Below are 15,325 nucleotides of genomic sequence, written 5' to 3'. Positions count from 1 at the left end.
GGGTTGGGAGGTTGGTGGTGGACGATCCACTCGCCAACCGGGTCAGGTCCGGAAGGAAGCAGCCCTAACGAGCCCGGAACGGGTCATTGTTCCAGCCTCCCGCCTCTTCGCCCTATCTCCGCGTCATTGACGGCGTTACGCCGTGCGGGCGAAACTCGTTTCGCGGAATCGGCCGCTTGCGGCCGCGGCAGGGGCGCCACAACGAACGGGCGGGCGAACGGGGCGGATGAGCGAAGCCGGACAGACCGAAAAGAGCAGGGACGGCGCCTATCGCGTTCTTGCGCGCAAATATCGCCCTGCGGATTTCACTGCACTCGTCGGCCAGGAACCGATGGTCCAGACGCTGACCAATGCGTTTTCCACCGGCCGCATCGCCCAAGCCTGGATGCTGACCGGCGTCCGCGGGGTCGGCAAGACCACGACCGCCCGCATTCTCGCCCGCGCCCTCAACTACAAGACATCAGAGATCGACCGTCCCTCCGTCGACCTCACGGTGCCCGGCGAACACTGCCAGGCGATCATGGAAGGCCGCCATGTCGACGTGATCGAGATGGACGCCGCCTCCCACACCGGCATCGACGACATCAGGGACATCATCGAGCGTGTCCGCTACGCACCCGTGTCGGCGCGCTACAAGGTCTACATCATCGACGAGGTGCACATGCTCTCGACGCAGGCCTTCAACGGCCTGCTGAAGACGCTGGAAGAGCCGCCGCCGCACGTCAAATTCATCTTCGCCACCACCGAAATCCGCAAGGTTCCGATCACGGTTCTGTCGCGCTGCCAGCGCTTCGACCTGCGCCGCATCGACGCCGGCAAGCTGGTCGGTCATCTGCGCAACATTTCCGCGCAGGAAGGCATCGAAGTCGAAGACGATGCGCTCGCCATGGTCGCCCGTGCCGCCGAAGGCTCGGCGCGCGATTCCTTGTCGATCCTCGACCAGGCCATCGCCCATGGCGGCGGCAAGGTGACGACGGAAGCGGTGCGCGCCATGCTCGGCCTCGCCGACCGCGCCCGCGTCGTCGACCTGTTCGAAAACGTCATGAAGGGCGACATCGCAGCCGCCCTCGGCGAGCTGCGCGCCCAGTACGACACTGGTGCCGACCCGGTAGCGGTGTTGAACGACCTCGCCGAATTCACGCATCTGGTCACGCGGTTGCGCTTCGTGCCGTCCGCTGCCGATGACGCCTCGCTGTCGGAAGACGAACGCAAGAGGGGCGTGGAGTTTTCGCAAACCTTGTCGGTCAGGGTTCTGTCCCGTGCCTGGCAGATGCTGCTCAAGGGCATTCCCGAGGTGCAGTCGTCCAACCGGCCGGTCAGCGCCGCCGAGATGGTGCTGATCCGGCTGGCGCATGCGGCCGACCTGCCGACGCTCGACGAGGCGCTGAAATCGCTTGGCGACGAGCCGTCGCAGCCCTCTGGCGGTCCTCGCAATGGCGGCCTGCCCGCGGGTGGCGGCAATGGCGGCCCGGCGGCGTCGGCCGTGGCGCAGGCGCGCATGCCGGTCAGCAATGGTGGCGGCCAGGCGATGCGCCTGGTCGAGACCGCGCCCGCACCTGTTGTCTTCGTGGCGCCGACGCCAGCGCCTGAACCGGTCGCCGATGCCGTGCCGGTGACGTCCATTGCCGATCTGGCGGCCCTTGCCGAGGCCAACCGCGAAATGGCCTTCAAGGTGCTGATCCGGCGCGTCGTGCGCCCCGTCCGCATCGAGCCCGGCCATATCGAGGTCAGCCTGACGGCGGATGCGCCGCGCACCTTGCTCAACGACCTGACGACCAAGCTGAAGGCCTGGACCGGCCGGCACTGGATGGTTTCGCTGTCGCGCGAGGAAGGCGGGCCGACGCTTGCCGAGATCGAGGCGAACAAGCGCGAAGAGGCACTTACCGATGCGCGCGCCGACCCCACCGTGGCGGCGATCCTGCAGCGCTTCCCGGGCGCCAAGATCATCGACGTGCGCCTGCCGACCGCAACTGAGGCGCCCGAGATCGACACCGATGTCGCACTGCAGCCCGATCCGGGCGTGGATAGCGATGACGACGATGACCCGTTCTGACACGAAAAGGACAAGACCATGAAGGATCTCCTCGGCCTGATGGGCAAGGCGAAGGAAATGCAGGCCAAGCTGCAGGCCATGCAGGAAGAAGTCGCCCAGATCGAGGCCACCGGCCAGTCCGGCGGCGGCCTCGTCACCGTAACGCTTTCCGGCAAGTCGGAGATGAAGTCGCTCAAGATCGACCCGTCGCTGCTCAAGGAAGGCGAGGGCGAGATCCTCGAGGACCTGATCGTCGCCGCCCACAACGACGCCAAGGCCAAGGTCGAGGCGACGATGCAGGAAAAGACCAAGGCGCTGACCGCCGGTCTGCCGATCCCTCCCGGCATGAAGCTGCCGTTCTGAGCGCAATAGCAAATAGGACGTAGCGAATAGGGCGTAGTGAGTAGCGAATAGGCCGATCGGCCGAGCCTTCGCCATTCGCTACTCCTTATTCGCTCCCCGCACCCTTCTCTTCCGCGTCCTCCGCGTCATCATTTCGCCTGAAAAAGCTCAATGCTGGCCCCATTCTGGGGACGTGGCGGGCTTTCGAGAGGGAAGCTCTTGATGGTCGTGAGATGGACGACGCCGATTTTGATCGGCGTCATCGCATCCCCGTTGTTCGTATCCGCTTGCAGCACCAGCAGTGCGACGGACGGGGTCACCACCGGCTCGGTCAAGTCCTATGGCTACTCGACCAAGGACAAGGAATGCCTGGCCAGGGCCATGTTCTTCGAGTCCAACCGTTCCAGTCGCGACGGTCTTGTCGCGGTTGGCAGTGTCGTGATGAACCGGCTCAGGTCCGGCGATTACGGCGACACGGTTTGCGGCGTGGTTGGCCAGAAAGGCCAGTTTGCGCCAGGCGTGCTGTCGCGGCCGATGGATTCCGACGCACTTCCCGATGTGCAGGCCGCCGCCGAGGCTGTGCTCAAGGGAGAGCGGCACCCCAAGGTCACGCCGAACGTCAAGTTCTTCCATACGGCGGGACTGAAATTCCCCTACAAGAACATGCGCTACGCCACCGTTGCGGGCGGCAATGCCTTCTACGAGAAGCGCAGCCGCAGGCGCGTGCCATCGCCGGCCGAGCCGGCAGCGCAGGCGGCTGCCGGGCAACGGCAGGCGTTGCCGGGTGTCGAGGCGTCGGCCAGACCGGTCACCGCTGCGGCCGCTGCCTCAGACGCCGCTCTGGAGAGCGCGCTGGCGTTCCAGCCCACGGCCAAACAGGCCGATGCCATCGGTGCGCTGCTTCTCAGACAGGACAGGCCGGTGGACTGAGCGAATAGGGAGTGGGGAGTGGGGAGTAGCGAGTAGGGAAGGGTGTCGATCCTTCACTATTCGCTACTCACTATTCGCTGCCCGCATTATATCCCTCCCATGTCCAAGCGAATCGCCGGTCCCGAGATCGAACGCCTGATTCAGCTCCTGGCCAAGGTGCCGGGGCTCGGGCCGCGTTCGGCTCGTCGCGCAGCACTCCATCTCATCAAGAAGAAGGAACAGCTGCTCGCGCCGCTGGCCGCCGCCATGGGCGAGGCGGTCGACAAGGTGCGCGTCTGCTCCTCCTGCGGCAACGTCGATACCTCCGATCCCTGCATGATCTGCACCGATCCGCGCCGCGACCCCACGACCATCATCGTCGTCGAGGACGTGTCGGATCTCTGGGCGCTCGAGCGGGCGGGGGCGATGAATGCGCGATTCCACGTGCTCGGTGGCACGCTGTCGCCGCTCGACGGCATCGGTCCCGACCAGCTGACCATAAAGCAGCTCGTCACCCGAGTTGCAGAGGGAGGGGTCAGCGAGATCATCCTTGCCGTCAACGCCACGGTCGAGGGCCAGACTACCGCGCATTATCTGACCGACCAGCTTTCCGGCTTCGACGTCAAGGTGACCAGGCTGGCGCATGGCGTGCCGGTGGGGGGCGAACTCGACTATCTCGACGAAGGCACGCTGTCGGCAGCACTCAAGTCGCGGACAGCCTTTTGACGCATTTGGCCTGCAGGGAGCGGGGATGAAACGTCTTTCTGCAAGATTCATTTCCACGCTCGCCGCGGCACTAATCACATTCGGCGTCGTCGCGCCCGCATCAGCCGCCAGGATCGACGACCAGTTCCAGGCTTGGCTGGCCAAGGATTTGTGGCCGGAAGCCAAGGCCAAGGGCATCTCCAAGGCGACCTTCGACGCCGCCTTTGCTGGTGTGTCGCCCAACCTCAAGCTACCCGATCTCGTGCTGCCGGGTGAAAAGCCGAAGACGCCCAAGACACAGCATCAGGCCGAGTTCGGCTCGCCTGGCAATTATTTCGCTGAGAAGACTCTCGGTGCTGTCACCGCTGGCGGACGCTCGCGTGCCGGCACGAACGCCAAAACCCTTGCGGCCATCGAAAAGCGCTTCGGCGTGCCGGGCGGCGTGGTGCTCGCCATCTGGGGGCGTGAATCCGGCTTTGGCGCCGCAAAAATGCCCTACGACGCCTTCGAGGTGCTGGGCACCAAGGCGTTTCTGGCTACGCGCAAGGACATGTTCCGCAAGGAGCTGCTGGCCGGCCTTGAAATGGTCGAGCGCGGCATGGTCAGCCGCAAGGACATGCGCTCGTCCTGGGCCGGCGCGCTCGGCCAGCCACAGTTCCTGCCGACCTCGTTCCTCGAGCACGCCGTCGATTTCGATGGAGACGGCCGCGCCGACATCTGGAACTCGACGCCCGACACGCTGGCCTCGATCGCCAACTATCTTGCCCACTATGGCTGGAAGAAGGGACGTGATTGGGGCTTCGAGGTCTCGGTGCCCGAGAATGTGTCCTGCGCGCTGGAAGGTCCGGACCAGGGCAAGAAGATCGCCGACTGGGCGGCGATGGGCATCACCCGCGTCGGCGGCAAGCCGTTCCCGCAAAACGAAACGCGCGCCGAGGGCTTCCTGATGATGCCGGCCGGGCGCAACGGACCAGCCTTCATTGTCACGCCCAATTTCTACGTGCTTAAGGAATATAACGAGAGCGACGTCTACGCGCTGTTCATCGGTCATGGCGCCGACCGCATCGCCAATGGCGACAAGCGCTTTGCTGGCAGCTGGGGCAAGGTCGACGGGCTCTTCCGCTCCGATGTCGCCGGCATGCAGCGCGGCCTGGAACAGCTCGGCTACGATGTCGGCGGCGCCGACGGCCTGCCCGGCTTCAAGACCCGGCGCTCGATCGGCGTCTGGCAGGTCAAGAACGGCCGCGCGGCGACCTGTTTCCCCGACAAGGGGATCGTCGAGGCGATGCGGTAGTTCTTCGTTTCTGGGTTGGGAGTGTGGTCGTCGGCTTCCTTTCCGTTTCAGGGTAGCGCCGATTTTGGGCCGTCTTTGACTTCCTGCTGCATCACGGCATGGATTCCCGACACTCTACGCTCGTTTCACTCGCGTACGAGGTCGGGAATGACGGATTGCAGGGTATGCTTCCGCCAATCTCTAGCCTCGGAGACTAGCAGGAACGGTCCATGAAGCTCGTCATTCCCGACCTCGTGAGCGACCGTAGGGAGCGGAGAGTGTCGGGAATCCATGCCGCGACAAAACGGAAGTCAATGCCGGTCCCGGATTGGTGCAACTCGCCACCTGCCGAGTTTCTTCCAGCCCCCCTCATCCGTCTTGGCGCTGCGCGCCAATCCAGCTTCTCCCACAGGGGGAGAAGGCAAGGGTCGGCGCTACGCCCCAGTCATCTCCCGATGCACCTCCGCCAGGATCTCGTATGAGCGCTTGCGGGCGGCGTGGTCGAACACTTGCGCGGTGACCATCAATTCATCCGCACCAGTGCGGGCAATGAAGGCTTCAAGACCGCGCTTGACCGTCTCGCGCGAGCCGACAACCGCGCAGGACAATGTCTGCGCCAGCATCTGCCGGGCGGCCGGATCAAGGTCGCGGTCGTAGCCCTCGACCGGCGGCGGCAGCTTGCCGGCGCGGCCGCTGCGGATGTTGACGAATGCCTGCTGCTGCGAGGTGAACAGCAGTTTCGCCTCGGTGTCGCTTTCGGCCGCGACGATGCTGATGCCGAGCATGACATGGGGCTTGGCCAGCCGCTCCGACGGCTGGAAGCGCGAGCGGTAGATGTCGAGCGCCCGGTCGAGTTCGGCCGGGGCGAAATGCGAGGCGAAAGCGTAGGGCAGCCCGAGCATGGCGGCGAGTTGCGCGCCATAGAGGCTCGAGCCCAGCACCCAGACCTCGACGTTCTCGCCCTCGCCGGGCACGGCGCGGATGCGCTGCTCGGGCGTGGCGGGCTCGAAATAATTCATCAGTTCGACGACATCCTGCGGAAAATTATCGACGCCGGCTTCGAGGTTGCGACGCAGCGCGCGCGCCGTCAGCATGTCTGTGCCCGGCGCACGGCCGATGCCGAGGTCGATGCGGCCTGGGTGGAGGGCTGCCAGCGTGCCGAACTGTTCGGCGATGACAAGCGGCGCGTGGTTGGGCAGCATGATGCCGCCGGCGCCGACGCGGATGGTGCTGGTGCCGGCCGCCACATGGGCGATCACGACCGAGGTGGCCGCGCTGGCAATGCCGGGCATATTGTGATGCTCGGCCAGCCAGTAGCGGCGGAAGCCCAGTTTCTCGGCATGCCGCGCCAGGTCCAGCGTGTTCTGCAGCGACTGGGCAGGCCTGCTGCCTTCCGTGACGGGCGATAGATCCAGGACGGACAGCGTGGTCATGGCTTCTCCTTGAATACGATTTCGTGCGCCACGTGCTCAAAGCCGGCCCTATCGGGAACGGTGATGCCGAACCGGCTGTCGAGCAGGTCGGCCAGGTCGTCCGCATCGGTGAGTTCGCGCCGCTCCACCGCGCCATTGGCATGGTAGTGGGAAAAACGGTTGTTGAAGAGTGCCAGCCGCCCATCTGGCAGGGCTCGGGCGGCAATCAGGTTGGTGCGGAAATGCGAGGCCGGGTTGGTCGACAGGAAGTAGTTCGAGACGGAATAGTCGACGGCAAACTGCTCCTGCAGGTCGAAGCGGTAGAGCGTGCGCCAGTCGTCGCCGGTCTTGGCCTGGCTGCGGAAATGACCATCGGTCTCGATGATCCTGAATGTTTCGTGCGGCGTGTCCTGTTCAAGCCCCGGCAGAAACAGCAACGACGCAGTCTGGGTAAGCCCGCCGAAGCCGACATCCGCAAGCCATGTTCGCCCGTCCAGCTCGACCCTCAGCAACATGTGGCCGCGCGCAGTTACTGCGTCTTCGGGCAATCCCCACAACACCCGCGCCGCAAGCCCCGAAACGCTGAAGCCCATTGTCTTCAGCACCTGCATGAACAGACTGTTTTGCTCGAAGCAATAGCCGCCGCGCCGGCTTGCCGTCAGCTTGCGCTGGACCGCGGCCGGATCGAGATCGACCGAGTGATAAAGCAGCGGATCGAGATTTTCGAAGGCGATTGCCTGCGGGTGCAGGAGATGCAGCGCCTGCAACACCTCAAGCGTTGCTTCGCGCGGGCCATCGTAGCCGACCCGTCGGAAATAGGCGCTGAGGTCGATATCGGTCATGGCGGCCTCACTGGTTGCCGAACCGATATAGGTGAGGGCTTGATCGGGTACAAACGGCTTTCTGTTGCGCCAGTGGCAAGCTGACGTGAAGCCACTGGCAGTGCGTGCGCGGTGTCGAGGCGCGGGCTCACCCGGTTGGACAAGCCCGCCAGGAAGAAGATCAGGCCGCCACGGGCGCGGAACCCGCCAGTTCCTTGCGTACCAGCGGCGCGACCTTGGTTCCGTAAAGCTCGATCGCCTTCATGATCTTGGCATGTGGCATGATGCCGATTGCCATCTGCAGCAGGAAGCGGTCGTTCTTGAACAGCTTGTGCTGGGCGACGATCTTTTCGGCCACCACTTCCGGGCTGCCGACGAACAGCGCGCCGCGCGGCCCGCGCGACTGGTCGAAATGGGCCCTGGATGTCGGACCCCAGCCGCGCTCGCGGCCGATGCGGTTCATCACCTCGGCCTGCGGCAGGTAGAAGTCGTCGGCGGCCTGCTCGGTCGTCTCGCCGACGAAGCCGTGCACGTTGATGCTGGTGGCGAGCTTGGCCGGATCCTGGCCGGCGCGCCGAGCTGCCTCGCGGTAGAGGTCGAACAGGGGCGCGAAACGCGCGGGCTCGCCGCCGATGATGGCGAGCGCGAGCGGCAGGCCGAGCACGCCGGCGCGCGCCGCCGACTGCGGCGTGCCGCCGATGGCGATCCAGATGGGCAGCTTGTCCTGATAGGGGCGGGGATAGACGCCGCGATCGTTGATCGCAGCGCGATGGGTGCCCTGCCAGGTCACCCGCTCCTGGTCGCGCAGCGCGAGCAGCAGGTCGAGCTTTTCGGCGAACAGGTCGTCATAGTCTTCGAGATTGTAGCCGAACAGCGGGAAGGACTCGATGAACGAGCCGCGGCCGGCCATGATTTCGGCGCGGCCGCCGGAGAGCAGGTCGAGCGTCGCAAACTGCTGGAAGACCCGCACCGGGTCGTCCGAAGAAAGTACCGTGACGGCGCTGGTGAGCCTGATGCGCTTGGTGCGCTCGGCCGCGGCGGCGAGTGCTACCACAGGTGCCGAGGCCGCGTAGTCGGGGCGGTGGTGCTCGCCGAGACCGAACACGTCGAGCCCGACCTGGTCGGCCAGTTCGATCTCTTCGATGAGGTTACGCAGCCTTTCGTGCGGGCCGATAGCGTTCGGCCCCGGCTCGGGGCTGACGTCGGCGAATGTGTAGAGACCGAGTTCCATGGCGTCACGTCCTTGGGTTGCTATGTCGTGCACAGGTAGCTATAGGAGGCGGCAACTGCCAGTCTCCGGGCAGTGAACAATCTTTGCCGCGTTTTGAACGGTCGGTGCGTTTCCTAGCTGCAACACGCGGGAAAATCATGGCTGATATGCGGTTTTCGCGCTTGAACTTGCGCTTTCGCTGCGTATGTAAGCGTCGTCACTTGACTTCAGGGAAATGACTCTTGGCAATCTACAGGGAAAAAAACTTCGCCGAGCGGCGTGATGCCGCCACTACGGCTAAGAAGGCACTGCTCGAAAAATACAAAGCCAAGCCGGCCGCTGACGATCCGGCAGTTCTGGCACGGCAGGCCGAACGCAAGGCTATTCTTGAGGCTCGCGCCATCCGCGAAGCCGAGAAGGAAAAGCTGAGGCAGGAACGCCTGGCGCGCGAAGCGGCGGAAAAGGCCGAACGCGAAGCCAAGGCCGAAGCCGAAAGGCTCGCTGCCGAGGCGGCTGCACAGGAAGAGGCAAGCCGTCGCGAAGCCGAGGAAAGCGACCGTATCGCCCGCGTGCTCGCCGACGATGCCGAGCGCAAGGCCAAGCGCGATGCGCGCTATGCTGCACGCAAGTCGCGCGTCAAGCGGATGCCTCCTTCGGCCAACTACGGCTGACAACAGGCAGATTTCGTCTCGAAATTGACGGCTTGCGGCCGGGGTAGCCAAGCCCCGGCCCGCAGGTCGTTTTCGTGCGTCCAGCGCATTGGCCGGCAAATCGGAAACGATTTTCGGAAAGTACGACGCGTATGTTCCACGATTTGGAGCGCCTTGCGTCCGTTCCGACGCAAGGCGCTATATATCTGGCGCGCCGGTGGTCCTGAATGGCGTCCCAATGGGCATGCGCCACTTCGGCTCAAGCGACCAGCTTGAGCCCGACGATGCCGGATACGATGAGTGCGATGCAGGCGAGCCGCATGGCGGTTGCCGGTTCGCCGAGCAGCCAGATGCCGAGAAGGGCGGTGCCCACCGTGCCGATACCGGTCCAGATCGCATAGGCGGTGCCGACCGGCAGGGTCTTCAGCGCCAGGCCGAGCAGGCCGAGGCTGACGATCATCGAGGCGATGGTGAGGACCGTGGGCATCGGACGGCTGAAGCCGTCAGTGTATTTGAGGCCGATGGCCCAGCCGATCTCGAACAAGCCAGCGAAAAACAGATATGTCCAAGCCATGGACCGCTCCATTGGTATGGCGGGTCGTCCCGGCCGGATTTTGGATAGCACAAGGTCGTCCTTGCGCCAGGGAATATAGATCCGTTGACAAAGAATACAACCATCCGCCCGGCCGAATGAGCCGGGCGAGGTCGATTGGCATCAAGCCGACAGCAACGACTATTTGTCCTTCAGCTTGGTGGCCTGGACCGGTGGCGCCTTGAATGCAGGCGCTGGCGCAGGCTTCTTGGCATCTTTTTTGGGTTTGCGCGGTTCTTTGCCCGCCTTCATCGCACCCTTGGCCATGATTCGATTCTCCTGCTGCTGGAACCCCGAGTGAAACGCGAAGTCGTCGGGCATGCAAGGGGGAGTGAGCGGGCGAGCCGTGTGGATTCGAAAATGCCTTGAGCGCTTCCATGTGCCCGCTACATTCAGCCAGGTGAGGGTTCCATGGGTGCACGATCCGGTTCCAGGTTTGTCATCTTCGCCGCTATCGCCGGCAACCTTTTGATTGCCGCAACCAAGTTCGTCGCCGCCTTTTTCACCGGCAGTTCGGCGATGCTGTCTGAAGGGGTGCATTCCCTAGTTGATACCGGCAATGGTGGCCTGTTGCTCTATGGGCTCCATCGCGCCGCTCAGCCGCCCGACCGCCTGCACCCTTTCGGTTACGGTCGCGAGCTCTATTTCTGGAGCTTCATCGTAGCGCTGCTGGTTTTCGCGCTTGGCGCAGGCGTCGCCTTCTACGAAGGCGTGACGCATATGCTCGACCCCGAGCCGATCGAGAACCCCCTGGTCAACTATGTCGTGCTGGGGCTTTGCATCCTGTTCGAGGGCGGCTCGTGGCTGGTGGCGCTGAAAGAGTTCCGCCGCGACAAGGGCAGTCTCGGCTACATCCAGGCCGTGCGCCGCAGCAAGGACCCTAGCGTCTATACCGTTTTGTTCGAAGACAGTGCCGCGCTGCTCGGGCTGGCCATTGCACTTATCGGCATTTCGGCCGCGCAATATTTCGACAAGCCATGGCTCGATGGCGCAGCATCGATCGGCATCAGCTTCATATTGGCGGCGACCGCAGTCTTCCTTGCGGTGGAGAGCAAGGGGCTGCTGATGGGCGAGCCGGCGCTGCCCGACGTCCAGTCGGCGATCCTGGCTATTGCGCAGGCCGATCCGGCGGTAGACAAGGCAAATGGCGTACTGACCGTGCATCTGGGGCCGGAGCAGATCGTCGCCGGGCTCAGCCTCGATTTCGTGGACCATGTTTCGGCTGCCGATATCGAAGCCTGTGTCGAGCGGCTGGAGGCCAGGCTGAAGGCCGAGCTGCCGGAGGTCACGGTCGTGTTCGTCAAACCGCAGACATCAGAGCGCTGGCTCGAACGCAGGAAGAAGATCGAAGAAGGCAGCCCCCGCTGACGGGAGCGGATTGATAGGGAGAAGAGCATGAAGATCCAGGGCGGCTGCCATTGCGGGGCCATCACCTACCGGGCAGAGGTCGATCCGGAAAAGACGTCGATCTGCCACTGCACCGATTGCCAGAAGCTGACCGGCACGGCCTTTCGCGTCACCGTTCCGGTACCGGAGGACAAGATCGCGTTTTCCGGCACGCCGAAGGTTTATGTGAAGACCAGCGAGAGCGGCAACAAGCGCGCCCAGGGCTTCTGCGCCGAATGCGGATCGCACCTCTATGCCACCTCGGTCGGCGACGGGCCGAAGGTCTACGGTCTCAGGACCGGCACCTCCGACCAGCGCGAGCAACTCGTTCCGCGCAGGCAGACCTGGCACCACTCGGCGCTGCACTGGCTGCCCGAATTCGACGGCCTGGAAACGTTTGAGAAGCAGGCCTGACCTTTGGCCTCAGTCGTCCTCCTCGACGACGCGGAGCCGGAGCTGGCCAGTCTTCGAATCGGCCGCGCGGGCGCCTGGCGCCTCGCGCTTTGGTGGGTCCTCGGCCTCGGTGCCCTGGCCAGCGCCAAATTCCAGCGCCTCGATCTTCTGGCCGCGCTTGGTGACCTTGGACGTCGACACCAATATGTCGTCGATGTCCTTCGACGCCTGGCCGAAATGCGTCTGGAGCTTGCGGACGCGTTCGTCGAGCCGGCCGACGTCCTCCATCAGGCGGATGACTTCGCCCTGGATGAGGTGGGCCTGCTCGCGCATGCGCGCATCCTTGAGGATTGCCTGGATCACCTGGATCGACAGCATCAGAAGCGACGGCGAGACGATGACGACGCGAGCGCGGTGGGCGCGCTGGATGATGGCTTCGAAATTCTCGTGGATTTCGGCGAACACCGATTCCGAGGGCACGAACATGAAGGCCGTGTCCTGCGTTTCGCCCGAGATCAGGTATTTGTCGGCGATGTCGCGGATATGGACCTCGATATCGCGCCGAAACGACTGGGCGGCCACCTTTTGCGCGTCGGTTCCCTCGGCCGCACGAATGGCGTTCCACGCCTCGAGCGGGAATTTGGCGTCGATGGCGAGCGACGGCGCGTCGTTGGGCATCCGGATCAGGCAGTCGGGCCGGCTGCCGTTCGAAAGTGTTGCCTGGAACTCGTAAGCGCCGTGCGGCAGCCCGTCAGCGACGATCGCCTCCATGCGTGACTGGCCGAAAGCGCCGCGCGTCTGCTTGTTCGACAGGATCGCCTGCAACTGCACGACCTGGCCAGCAAGCGACTGGATATTGCCCTGCGCCGTGTCAATGACCGCCAGCCGCTCCTGCAGCCTTGCCAGGCTTTCGTGCGTCGATCTGGTCTGCTCGGCCATGGTCTGGCCGATGCGCCCGGTCATGGCGTCGAGCCGCTGGCCGAGCGACCGCGTCAGTTCTGCCTGGCGCGCGCCGAAAATCTCGGCGACGGTGCCGAGCCGCCCTTGCATCTCCGCCTGTGCCTGCAGGATGCCGGCCATGCGCGCCTCGGCATCGCGGGCATGGTCGGCGGCTTCGGCTGCCGCCACCGAGCGGGCCTTGGCCGAACGCCAGAGTGCTGCGACCAGCGCGACGAGCAGGACAAAGAACAAAAGCGCGCCGAAGGCGAGGGCATGGCCGAGCGTGATGATGGAGGCGCCGAGTTGGGCAACCGGTTCGGACAAGATGGTGGAAAGCGGGTTCATCCGGAACAACATAGCCGATTCGTTGTGCGAAGGCAGATCAAAACGGGAACATTAACTTAGGCTCCCGGTTGACGGTTTTGCTCGGACATCTTAGGTGAGGCACATGACGATCAAGCCGCTCATCATCCTTCCCGACCCGCTGCTGCGCGAGGTTTCCAAGCCTGTCGAACGCATCGACGACGGTGTCCGCAAGTTCGCCCGCGACATGCTCGACACCATGTATGACGCCCCCGGTATCGGGCTGGCCGCGATCCAGGTCGGAGAGCCGATGCGCATGCTGGTGATCGACCTGGCCAAGGAAGGCGAGGAGCCGGCGCCGCTCACGGTCATCAACCCCGAGATCCTGTCAAGCAGTGACGACCGCTCGGTTTATGAAGAAGGCTGCCTGTCGATCCCCGACTATTATGCTGAGGTCGAACGCCCGGCGACGGTGCGGGTGAGATATCTCGACGAGCACGGCAAGGAAAAGGAGGTCGAGGCCGATGGGCTGCTCGCCACCTGCCTGCAGCATGAGATCGACCATCTCAATGGCGTGCTGTTCATCGACCATATCTCCAAGCTCAAGCGCGACATGGTCGTCAAGAAGTTCAAGAAACTCGCCAAGGACCGCCCGCCGAGCCGCATGGTGGGCTAGGGTTCAATCCGGGCATCTGTTTTGTCGCAAAAAGAGGTGCCCGCGATGGATGACTTGTTGATTGAAAATGTCGATGACGAGCTCCTTCGAAAGATTGAGGAAATAGCCCGTCGAAACGGTAGAGACATCAAGAGCGAGGCCATAAGGCTGATCGAGCTGGGGCTGTCGATCGAAAGACGTGCTTCTCAGGGTTCCGACGTCAAGTTCGCCCGTTCCAAACCAAGGGTATAGATGCCACTTCGCGTCATTTTCATGGGAACGCCGGATTTTTCCGTGCCGACGCTGCGAGCGATCGCCGAGGCCGGGCACGAGGTGGTGGCCGTCTACAGCCAGCCGCCGCGGGCCGCCGGCCGCCGTGGGCTGGAACTGACGCCGTCGCCCGTACATCGCGAGGCCGAACGGCTGGGCATTGAGGTGCGCACGCCCCTTTCGCTGAAGAGCGAGGCCGAACAAGTAGCGTTTGCCGATCTCGACGCCGATGTCGCCGTCGTCGTGGCCTATGGCCTGCTGTTGCCGAAGCCCATTCTCGAGGGCACCCGGCTCGGCTGCTACAACGGCCATGCCTCGCTGCTGCCACGCTGGCGCGGGGCGGCACCCATCCAGCGCGCCATCATGGCAGGCGACACTGAGACCGGCATGATGGTGATGCGGATGGAAGAAGGCCTGGACACCGGGCCGGTGGCGCGACTTGAAAAAGTCGCGATTGGGTCCGACATGACCGCTGGCGAGTTGCATGACCGTCTGATGACGGTCGGGGCCAGTCTCATGGTGGAGGCACTCGCCGACCTCGAAGCGGGCAGGCTGGAAACGGTTCCCCAGTCCAGCGAGGGCGTGACCTACGCCAAAAAGATCGACAAGGCGGAGACGCGGATCGACTGGGCCTTGCCGGCTGCGGTGGTCGACGGCAATATCCGCGGCCTGTCGCCGTTTCCCGGCGCGTGGTGCGAAATTGAAATCGGCGGACGGAGCGAGCGCCTGAAGGTCTTGCGCTCGCATCGTTCCGCCGGACAGGGAGAACCGGGAACGGTTCTCGACGACCGGTTGGAGATTGCCTGCGGCGAAGGCGCCGTCAGGCTGGTCGAGGTGCAAAGGGCGGGAGGAAAACCCGTCACCGCGGATGAGTTCCTGCGCGGTGCCAAGATCGAAAAAGGAATGAAACTGTCATGAGCATGATGTCGATCCGGGCGGCGACGCCCAGGGACCGCGAGGCGATCCGCCTCGTCGAAGAGCATGCCTTCGGTCAGCAGGCCGAAGCCGGACTGGTCGATGCGTTGGTCGATGGCGGCGACGTTGTTGTCGAGTTGGTAGCCGAGGAAGATGGCCAGGTCGTCGGCCATATCTTGTTCTCACGCCTCTACGTGCAGAACGGGGCCGACAGCTTTCCGGCGGTTGCTCTGGCGCCGCTCGCCGTCGAGCCCGATTTCCATCGTTCCGGCATCGGTGGCGCGCTCATCCGCGAAGCCCATATCCGGCTCAGGGATGCCGGCGAGACGCTTGCCGTGGTGCTCGGTGATCCCGCCTATTACGGGCGCTTCGGCTACGCCCATGACCGGGCAGCCGGCTTCGAAAGCGACTACCAGTGCGAGGAGCTGCAGGCACTGGCCTGGGGTGATGCGCCAGAGACCGGCAGGTTGGCCTATGCCCCAGCCTTCGGCACCGCGCTTGCAGCCTGACGACAGCAG

Annotated in this window: 17 protein-coding genes and 1 other RNA gene; 12 read left to right on the top strand and 6 right to left on the bottom strand. The window is 64.1% G+C overall.

Translation table 11 applies throughout. The features are described 5' to 3' along the window. The first annotated feature begins 6 nt into the window (after window positions 1-6). The 6 genes from ffs to ABSY17_RS20890 all read left to right on the top strand — a co-directional run bounded on the left by ffs (window position 7) and on the right by ABSY17_RS20890 (window position 5,282). Window positions 7-103: signal recognition particle sRNA small type (ffs, locus tag ABSY17_RS20915), an RNA gene on the top strand. A gap of 123 nt (window positions 104-226) precedes the next feature. Continuing rightward, window positions 227-2,053 (top strand): DNA polymerase III subunit gamma/tau, encoded by a 1,827-nt coding sequence (locus ABSY17_RS20910; RefSeq protein ID WP_378944947.1) that lies wholly within the window; start codon window positions 227-229, stop codon window positions 2,051-2,053. Between the two features lie 18 nt (window positions 2,054-2,071). Further along, window positions 2,072-2,395 (top strand): YbaB/EbfC family nucleoid-associated protein, encoded by a 324-nt coding sequence (locus tag ABSY17_RS20905; RefSeq protein ID WP_378944945.1) that lies wholly within the window; start codon window positions 2,072-2,074, stop codon window positions 2,393-2,395. Window positions 2,396-2,596: 201 nt separating this feature from the next. Further along, complete coding sequence (locus ABSY17_RS20900) at window positions 2,597-3,304, top strand: cell wall hydrolase (protein WP_378944942.1); 708 nt, start codon at window positions 2,597-2,599, stop codon at window positions 3,302-3,304. A 99-nt stretch (window positions 3,305-3,403) separates the two neighbouring features. Further along, a complete protein-coding gene (gene recR / locus ABSY17_RS20895) occupies window positions 3,404-4,009 on the top strand; it encodes a recombination mediator RecR (RefSeq protein ID WP_378944939.1) in 606 nt (201 codons plus the stop codon). 25 nt (window positions 4,010-4,034) lie between these two features. Further along, window positions 4,035-5,282 carry a lytic murein transglycosylase gene (locus tag ABSY17_RS20890; protein ID WP_378944937.1) on the top strand — a complete coding sequence of 416 codons (1,248 nt, stop codon included), beginning with the start codon at window positions 4,035-4,037 and terminating at the stop codon, window positions 5,280-5,282. A gap of 413 nt (window positions 5,283-5,695) precedes the next feature. Here the strand turns inward: ABSY17_RS20890 and ABSY17_RS20885 are convergent, their stop codons facing one another. The 3 genes from ABSY17_RS20885 to ABSY17_RS20875 form a co-directional block, all read right to left on the bottom strand. After that, the gene (locus ABSY17_RS20885; protein ID WP_378944934.1) at window positions 5,696-6,694 is read right to left on the bottom strand and encodes an LLM class flavin-dependent oxidoreductase; all 999 of its coding nucleotides are present in this window, start codon (window positions 6,692-6,694) and stop codon (window positions 5,696-5,698) included. Beyond that, window positions 6,691-7,515 (bottom strand): arylamine N-acetyltransferase, encoded by an 825-nt coding sequence (locus ABSY17_RS20880; protein WP_378944931.1) that lies wholly within the window; start codon window positions 7,513-7,515, stop codon window positions 6,691-6,693. Before ABSY17_RS20880 ends, ABSY17_RS20885 begins: the two co-directional genes overlap by 4 nt. Before the next feature lie 160 nt (window positions 7,516-7,675). Beyond that, entirely contained in the window at window positions 7,676-8,725 is a 1,050-nt protein-coding gene (locus ABSY17_RS20875; protein WP_378944929.1) for an LLM class flavin-dependent oxidoreductase, read from the bottom strand. A gap of 221 nt (window positions 8,726-8,946) precedes the next feature. On the opposite strand from ABSY17_RS20875, the gene ABSY17_RS20870 reads away from it, so the two are divergent. Next, entirely contained in the window at window positions 8,947-9,375 is a 429-nt protein-coding gene (locus tag ABSY17_RS20870; protein ID WP_378944926.1) for a DUF6481 family protein, read from the top strand. 238 nt (window positions 9,376-9,613) lie between these two features. On the opposite strand, the gene sugE is transcribed toward ABSY17_RS20870, so the two are convergent. Then, a complete protein-coding gene (gene sugE / locus ABSY17_RS20865) occupies window positions 9,614-9,928 on the bottom strand; it encodes a quaternary ammonium compound efflux SMR transporter SugE (RefSeq protein WP_378944923.1) in 315 nt (104 codons plus the stop codon). A gap of 159 nt (window positions 9,929-10,087) precedes the next feature. Further along, the gene (locus tag ABSY17_RS20860) at window positions 10,088-10,213 is read right to left on the bottom strand and encodes a hypothetical protein (protein ID WP_109576538.1); all 126 of its coding nucleotides are present in this window, start codon (window positions 10,211-10,213) and stop codon (window positions 10,088-10,090) included. A 144-nt stretch (window positions 10,214-10,357) separates the two neighbouring features. On the opposite strand from ABSY17_RS20860, the gene ABSY17_RS20855 reads away from it, so the two are divergent. Beyond that, window positions 10,358-11,314 carry a cation diffusion facilitator family transporter gene (locus ABSY17_RS20855; RefSeq protein ID WP_378944920.1) on the top strand — a complete coding sequence of 319 codons (957 nt, stop codon included), beginning with the start codon at window positions 10,358-10,360 and terminating at the stop codon, window positions 11,312-11,314. Between the two features lie 27 nt (window positions 11,315-11,341). Next, window positions 11,342-11,746 carry a GFA family protein gene (locus ABSY17_RS20850; protein ID WP_378944917.1) on the top strand — a complete coding sequence of 135 codons (405 nt, stop codon included), beginning with the start codon at window positions 11,342-11,344 and terminating at the stop codon, window positions 11,744-11,746. A 9-nt stretch (window positions 11,747-11,755) separates the two neighbouring features. On the opposite strand, the gene ABSY17_RS20845 is transcribed toward ABSY17_RS20850, so the two are convergent. After that, a complete protein-coding gene (locus ABSY17_RS20845; protein ID WP_378944914.1) occupies window positions 11,756-13,009 on the bottom strand; it encodes a DNA recombination protein RmuC in 1,254 nt (417 codons plus the stop codon). Between the two features lie 103 nt (window positions 13,010-13,112). On the opposite strand from ABSY17_RS20845, the gene def reads away from it, so the two are divergent. From def to ABSY17_RS20830, 3 genes are all read left to right on the top strand, one after another. Then, window positions 13,113-13,643: a peptide deformylase gene (gene def / locus ABSY17_RS20840; protein ID WP_378944912.1), complete on the top strand. Its 531-nt coding sequence runs from the start codon at window positions 13,113-13,115 to the stop codon at window positions 13,641-13,643. A gap of 231 nt (window positions 13,644-13,874) precedes the next feature. Next, complete coding sequence (gene fmt, locus ABSY17_RS20835; RefSeq protein ID WP_378944909.1) at window positions 13,875-14,810, top strand: methionyl-tRNA formyltransferase; 936 nt, start codon at window positions 13,875-13,877, stop codon at window positions 14,808-14,810. Then, window positions 14,807-15,316: a GNAT family N-acetyltransferase gene (locus ABSY17_RS20830; protein ID WP_378944906.1), complete on the top strand. Its 510-nt coding sequence runs from the start codon at window positions 14,807-14,809 to the stop codon at window positions 15,314-15,316. Before fmt ends, ABSY17_RS20830 begins: the two co-directional genes overlap by 4 nt. The last annotated feature ends 9 nt before the right edge of the window (window positions 15,317-15,325 follow it).

Origin of the sequence: Mesorhizobium sp. ANAO-SY3R2, assembly GCF_042466635.1 — a bacterium.
Lineage (GTDB): Bacteria > Pseudomonadota > Alphaproteobacteria > Rhizobiales > Rhizobiaceae > Aminobacter.
The sequence above is the reverse complement of the archived record's forward strand: the minus strand, read 5'-3'. Positions and strand labels throughout refer to the sequence as shown.

Bases quoted from the DNA above. Each gene is read 5' to 3' on its own strand.
- recR (WP_378944939.1), top strand. From the start codon at position 3,404: ATGTCCAAGCGAATCGCCGGTCCCGAGATCGAACGCCTGATTCAGCTC.
- fmt (WP_378944909.1), top strand. From the start codon at position 13,875: ATGCCACTTCGCGTCATTTTCATGGGAACGCCGGATTTTTCCGTGCCG.
- ABSY17_RS20905 (WP_378944945.1), top strand. From the start codon at position 2,072: ATGAAGGATCTCCTCGGCCTGATGGGCAAGGCGAAGGAAATGCAGGCC.
- ABSY17_RS20885 (WP_378944934.1), bottom strand. From the start codon at position 6,694: ATGACCACGCTGTCCGTCCTGGATCTATCGCCCGTCACGGAAGGCAGC.
- ABSY17_RS20890 (WP_378944937.1), top strand. From the start codon at position 4,035: ATGAAACGTCTTTCTGCAAGATTCATTTCCACGCTCGCCGCGGCACTA.
- ABSY17_RS20900 (WP_378944942.1), top strand. From the start codon at position 2,597: ATGGTCGTGAGATGGACGACGCCGATTTTGATCGGCGTCATCGCATCC.
- ABSY17_RS20910 (WP_378944947.1), top strand. From the start codon at position 227: ATGAGCGAAGCCGGACAGACCGAAAAGAGCAGGGACGGCGCCTATCGC.
- ABSY17_RS20860 (WP_109576538.1), bottom strand. From the start codon at position 10,213: ATGGCCAAGGGTGCGATGAAGGCGGGCAAAGAACCGCGCAAACCCAAA.
- ABSY17_RS20845 (WP_378944914.1), bottom strand. From the start codon at position 13,009: ATGAACCCGCTTTCCACCATCTTGTCCGAACCGGTTGCCCAACTCGGC.
- ABSY17_RS20855 (WP_378944920.1), top strand. From the start codon at position 10,358: ATGGGTGCACGATCCGGTTCCAGGTTTGTCATCTTCGCCGCTATCGCC.
- ABSY17_RS20830 (WP_378944906.1), top strand. From the start codon at position 14,807: ATGAGCATGATGTCGATCCGGGCGGCGACGCCCAGGGACCGCGAGGCG.
- ABSY17_RS20875 (WP_378944929.1), bottom strand. From the start codon at position 8,725: ATGGAACTCGGTCTCTACACATTCGCCGACGTCAGCCCCGAGCCGGGG.
- ABSY17_RS20850 (WP_378944917.1), top strand. From the start codon at position 11,342: ATGAAGATCCAGGGCGGCTGCCATTGCGGGGCCATCACCTACCGGGCA.
- def (WP_378944912.1), top strand. From the start codon at position 13,113: ATGACGATCAAGCCGCTCATCATCCTTCCCGACCCGCTGCTGCGCGAG.
- sugE (WP_378944923.1), bottom strand. From the start codon at position 9,928: ATGGCTTGGACATATCTGTTTTTCGCTGGCTTGTTCGAGATCGGCTGG.
- ABSY17_RS20880 (WP_378944931.1), bottom strand. From the start codon at position 7,515: ATGACCGATATCGACCTCAGCGCCTATTTCCGACGGGTCGGCTACGAT.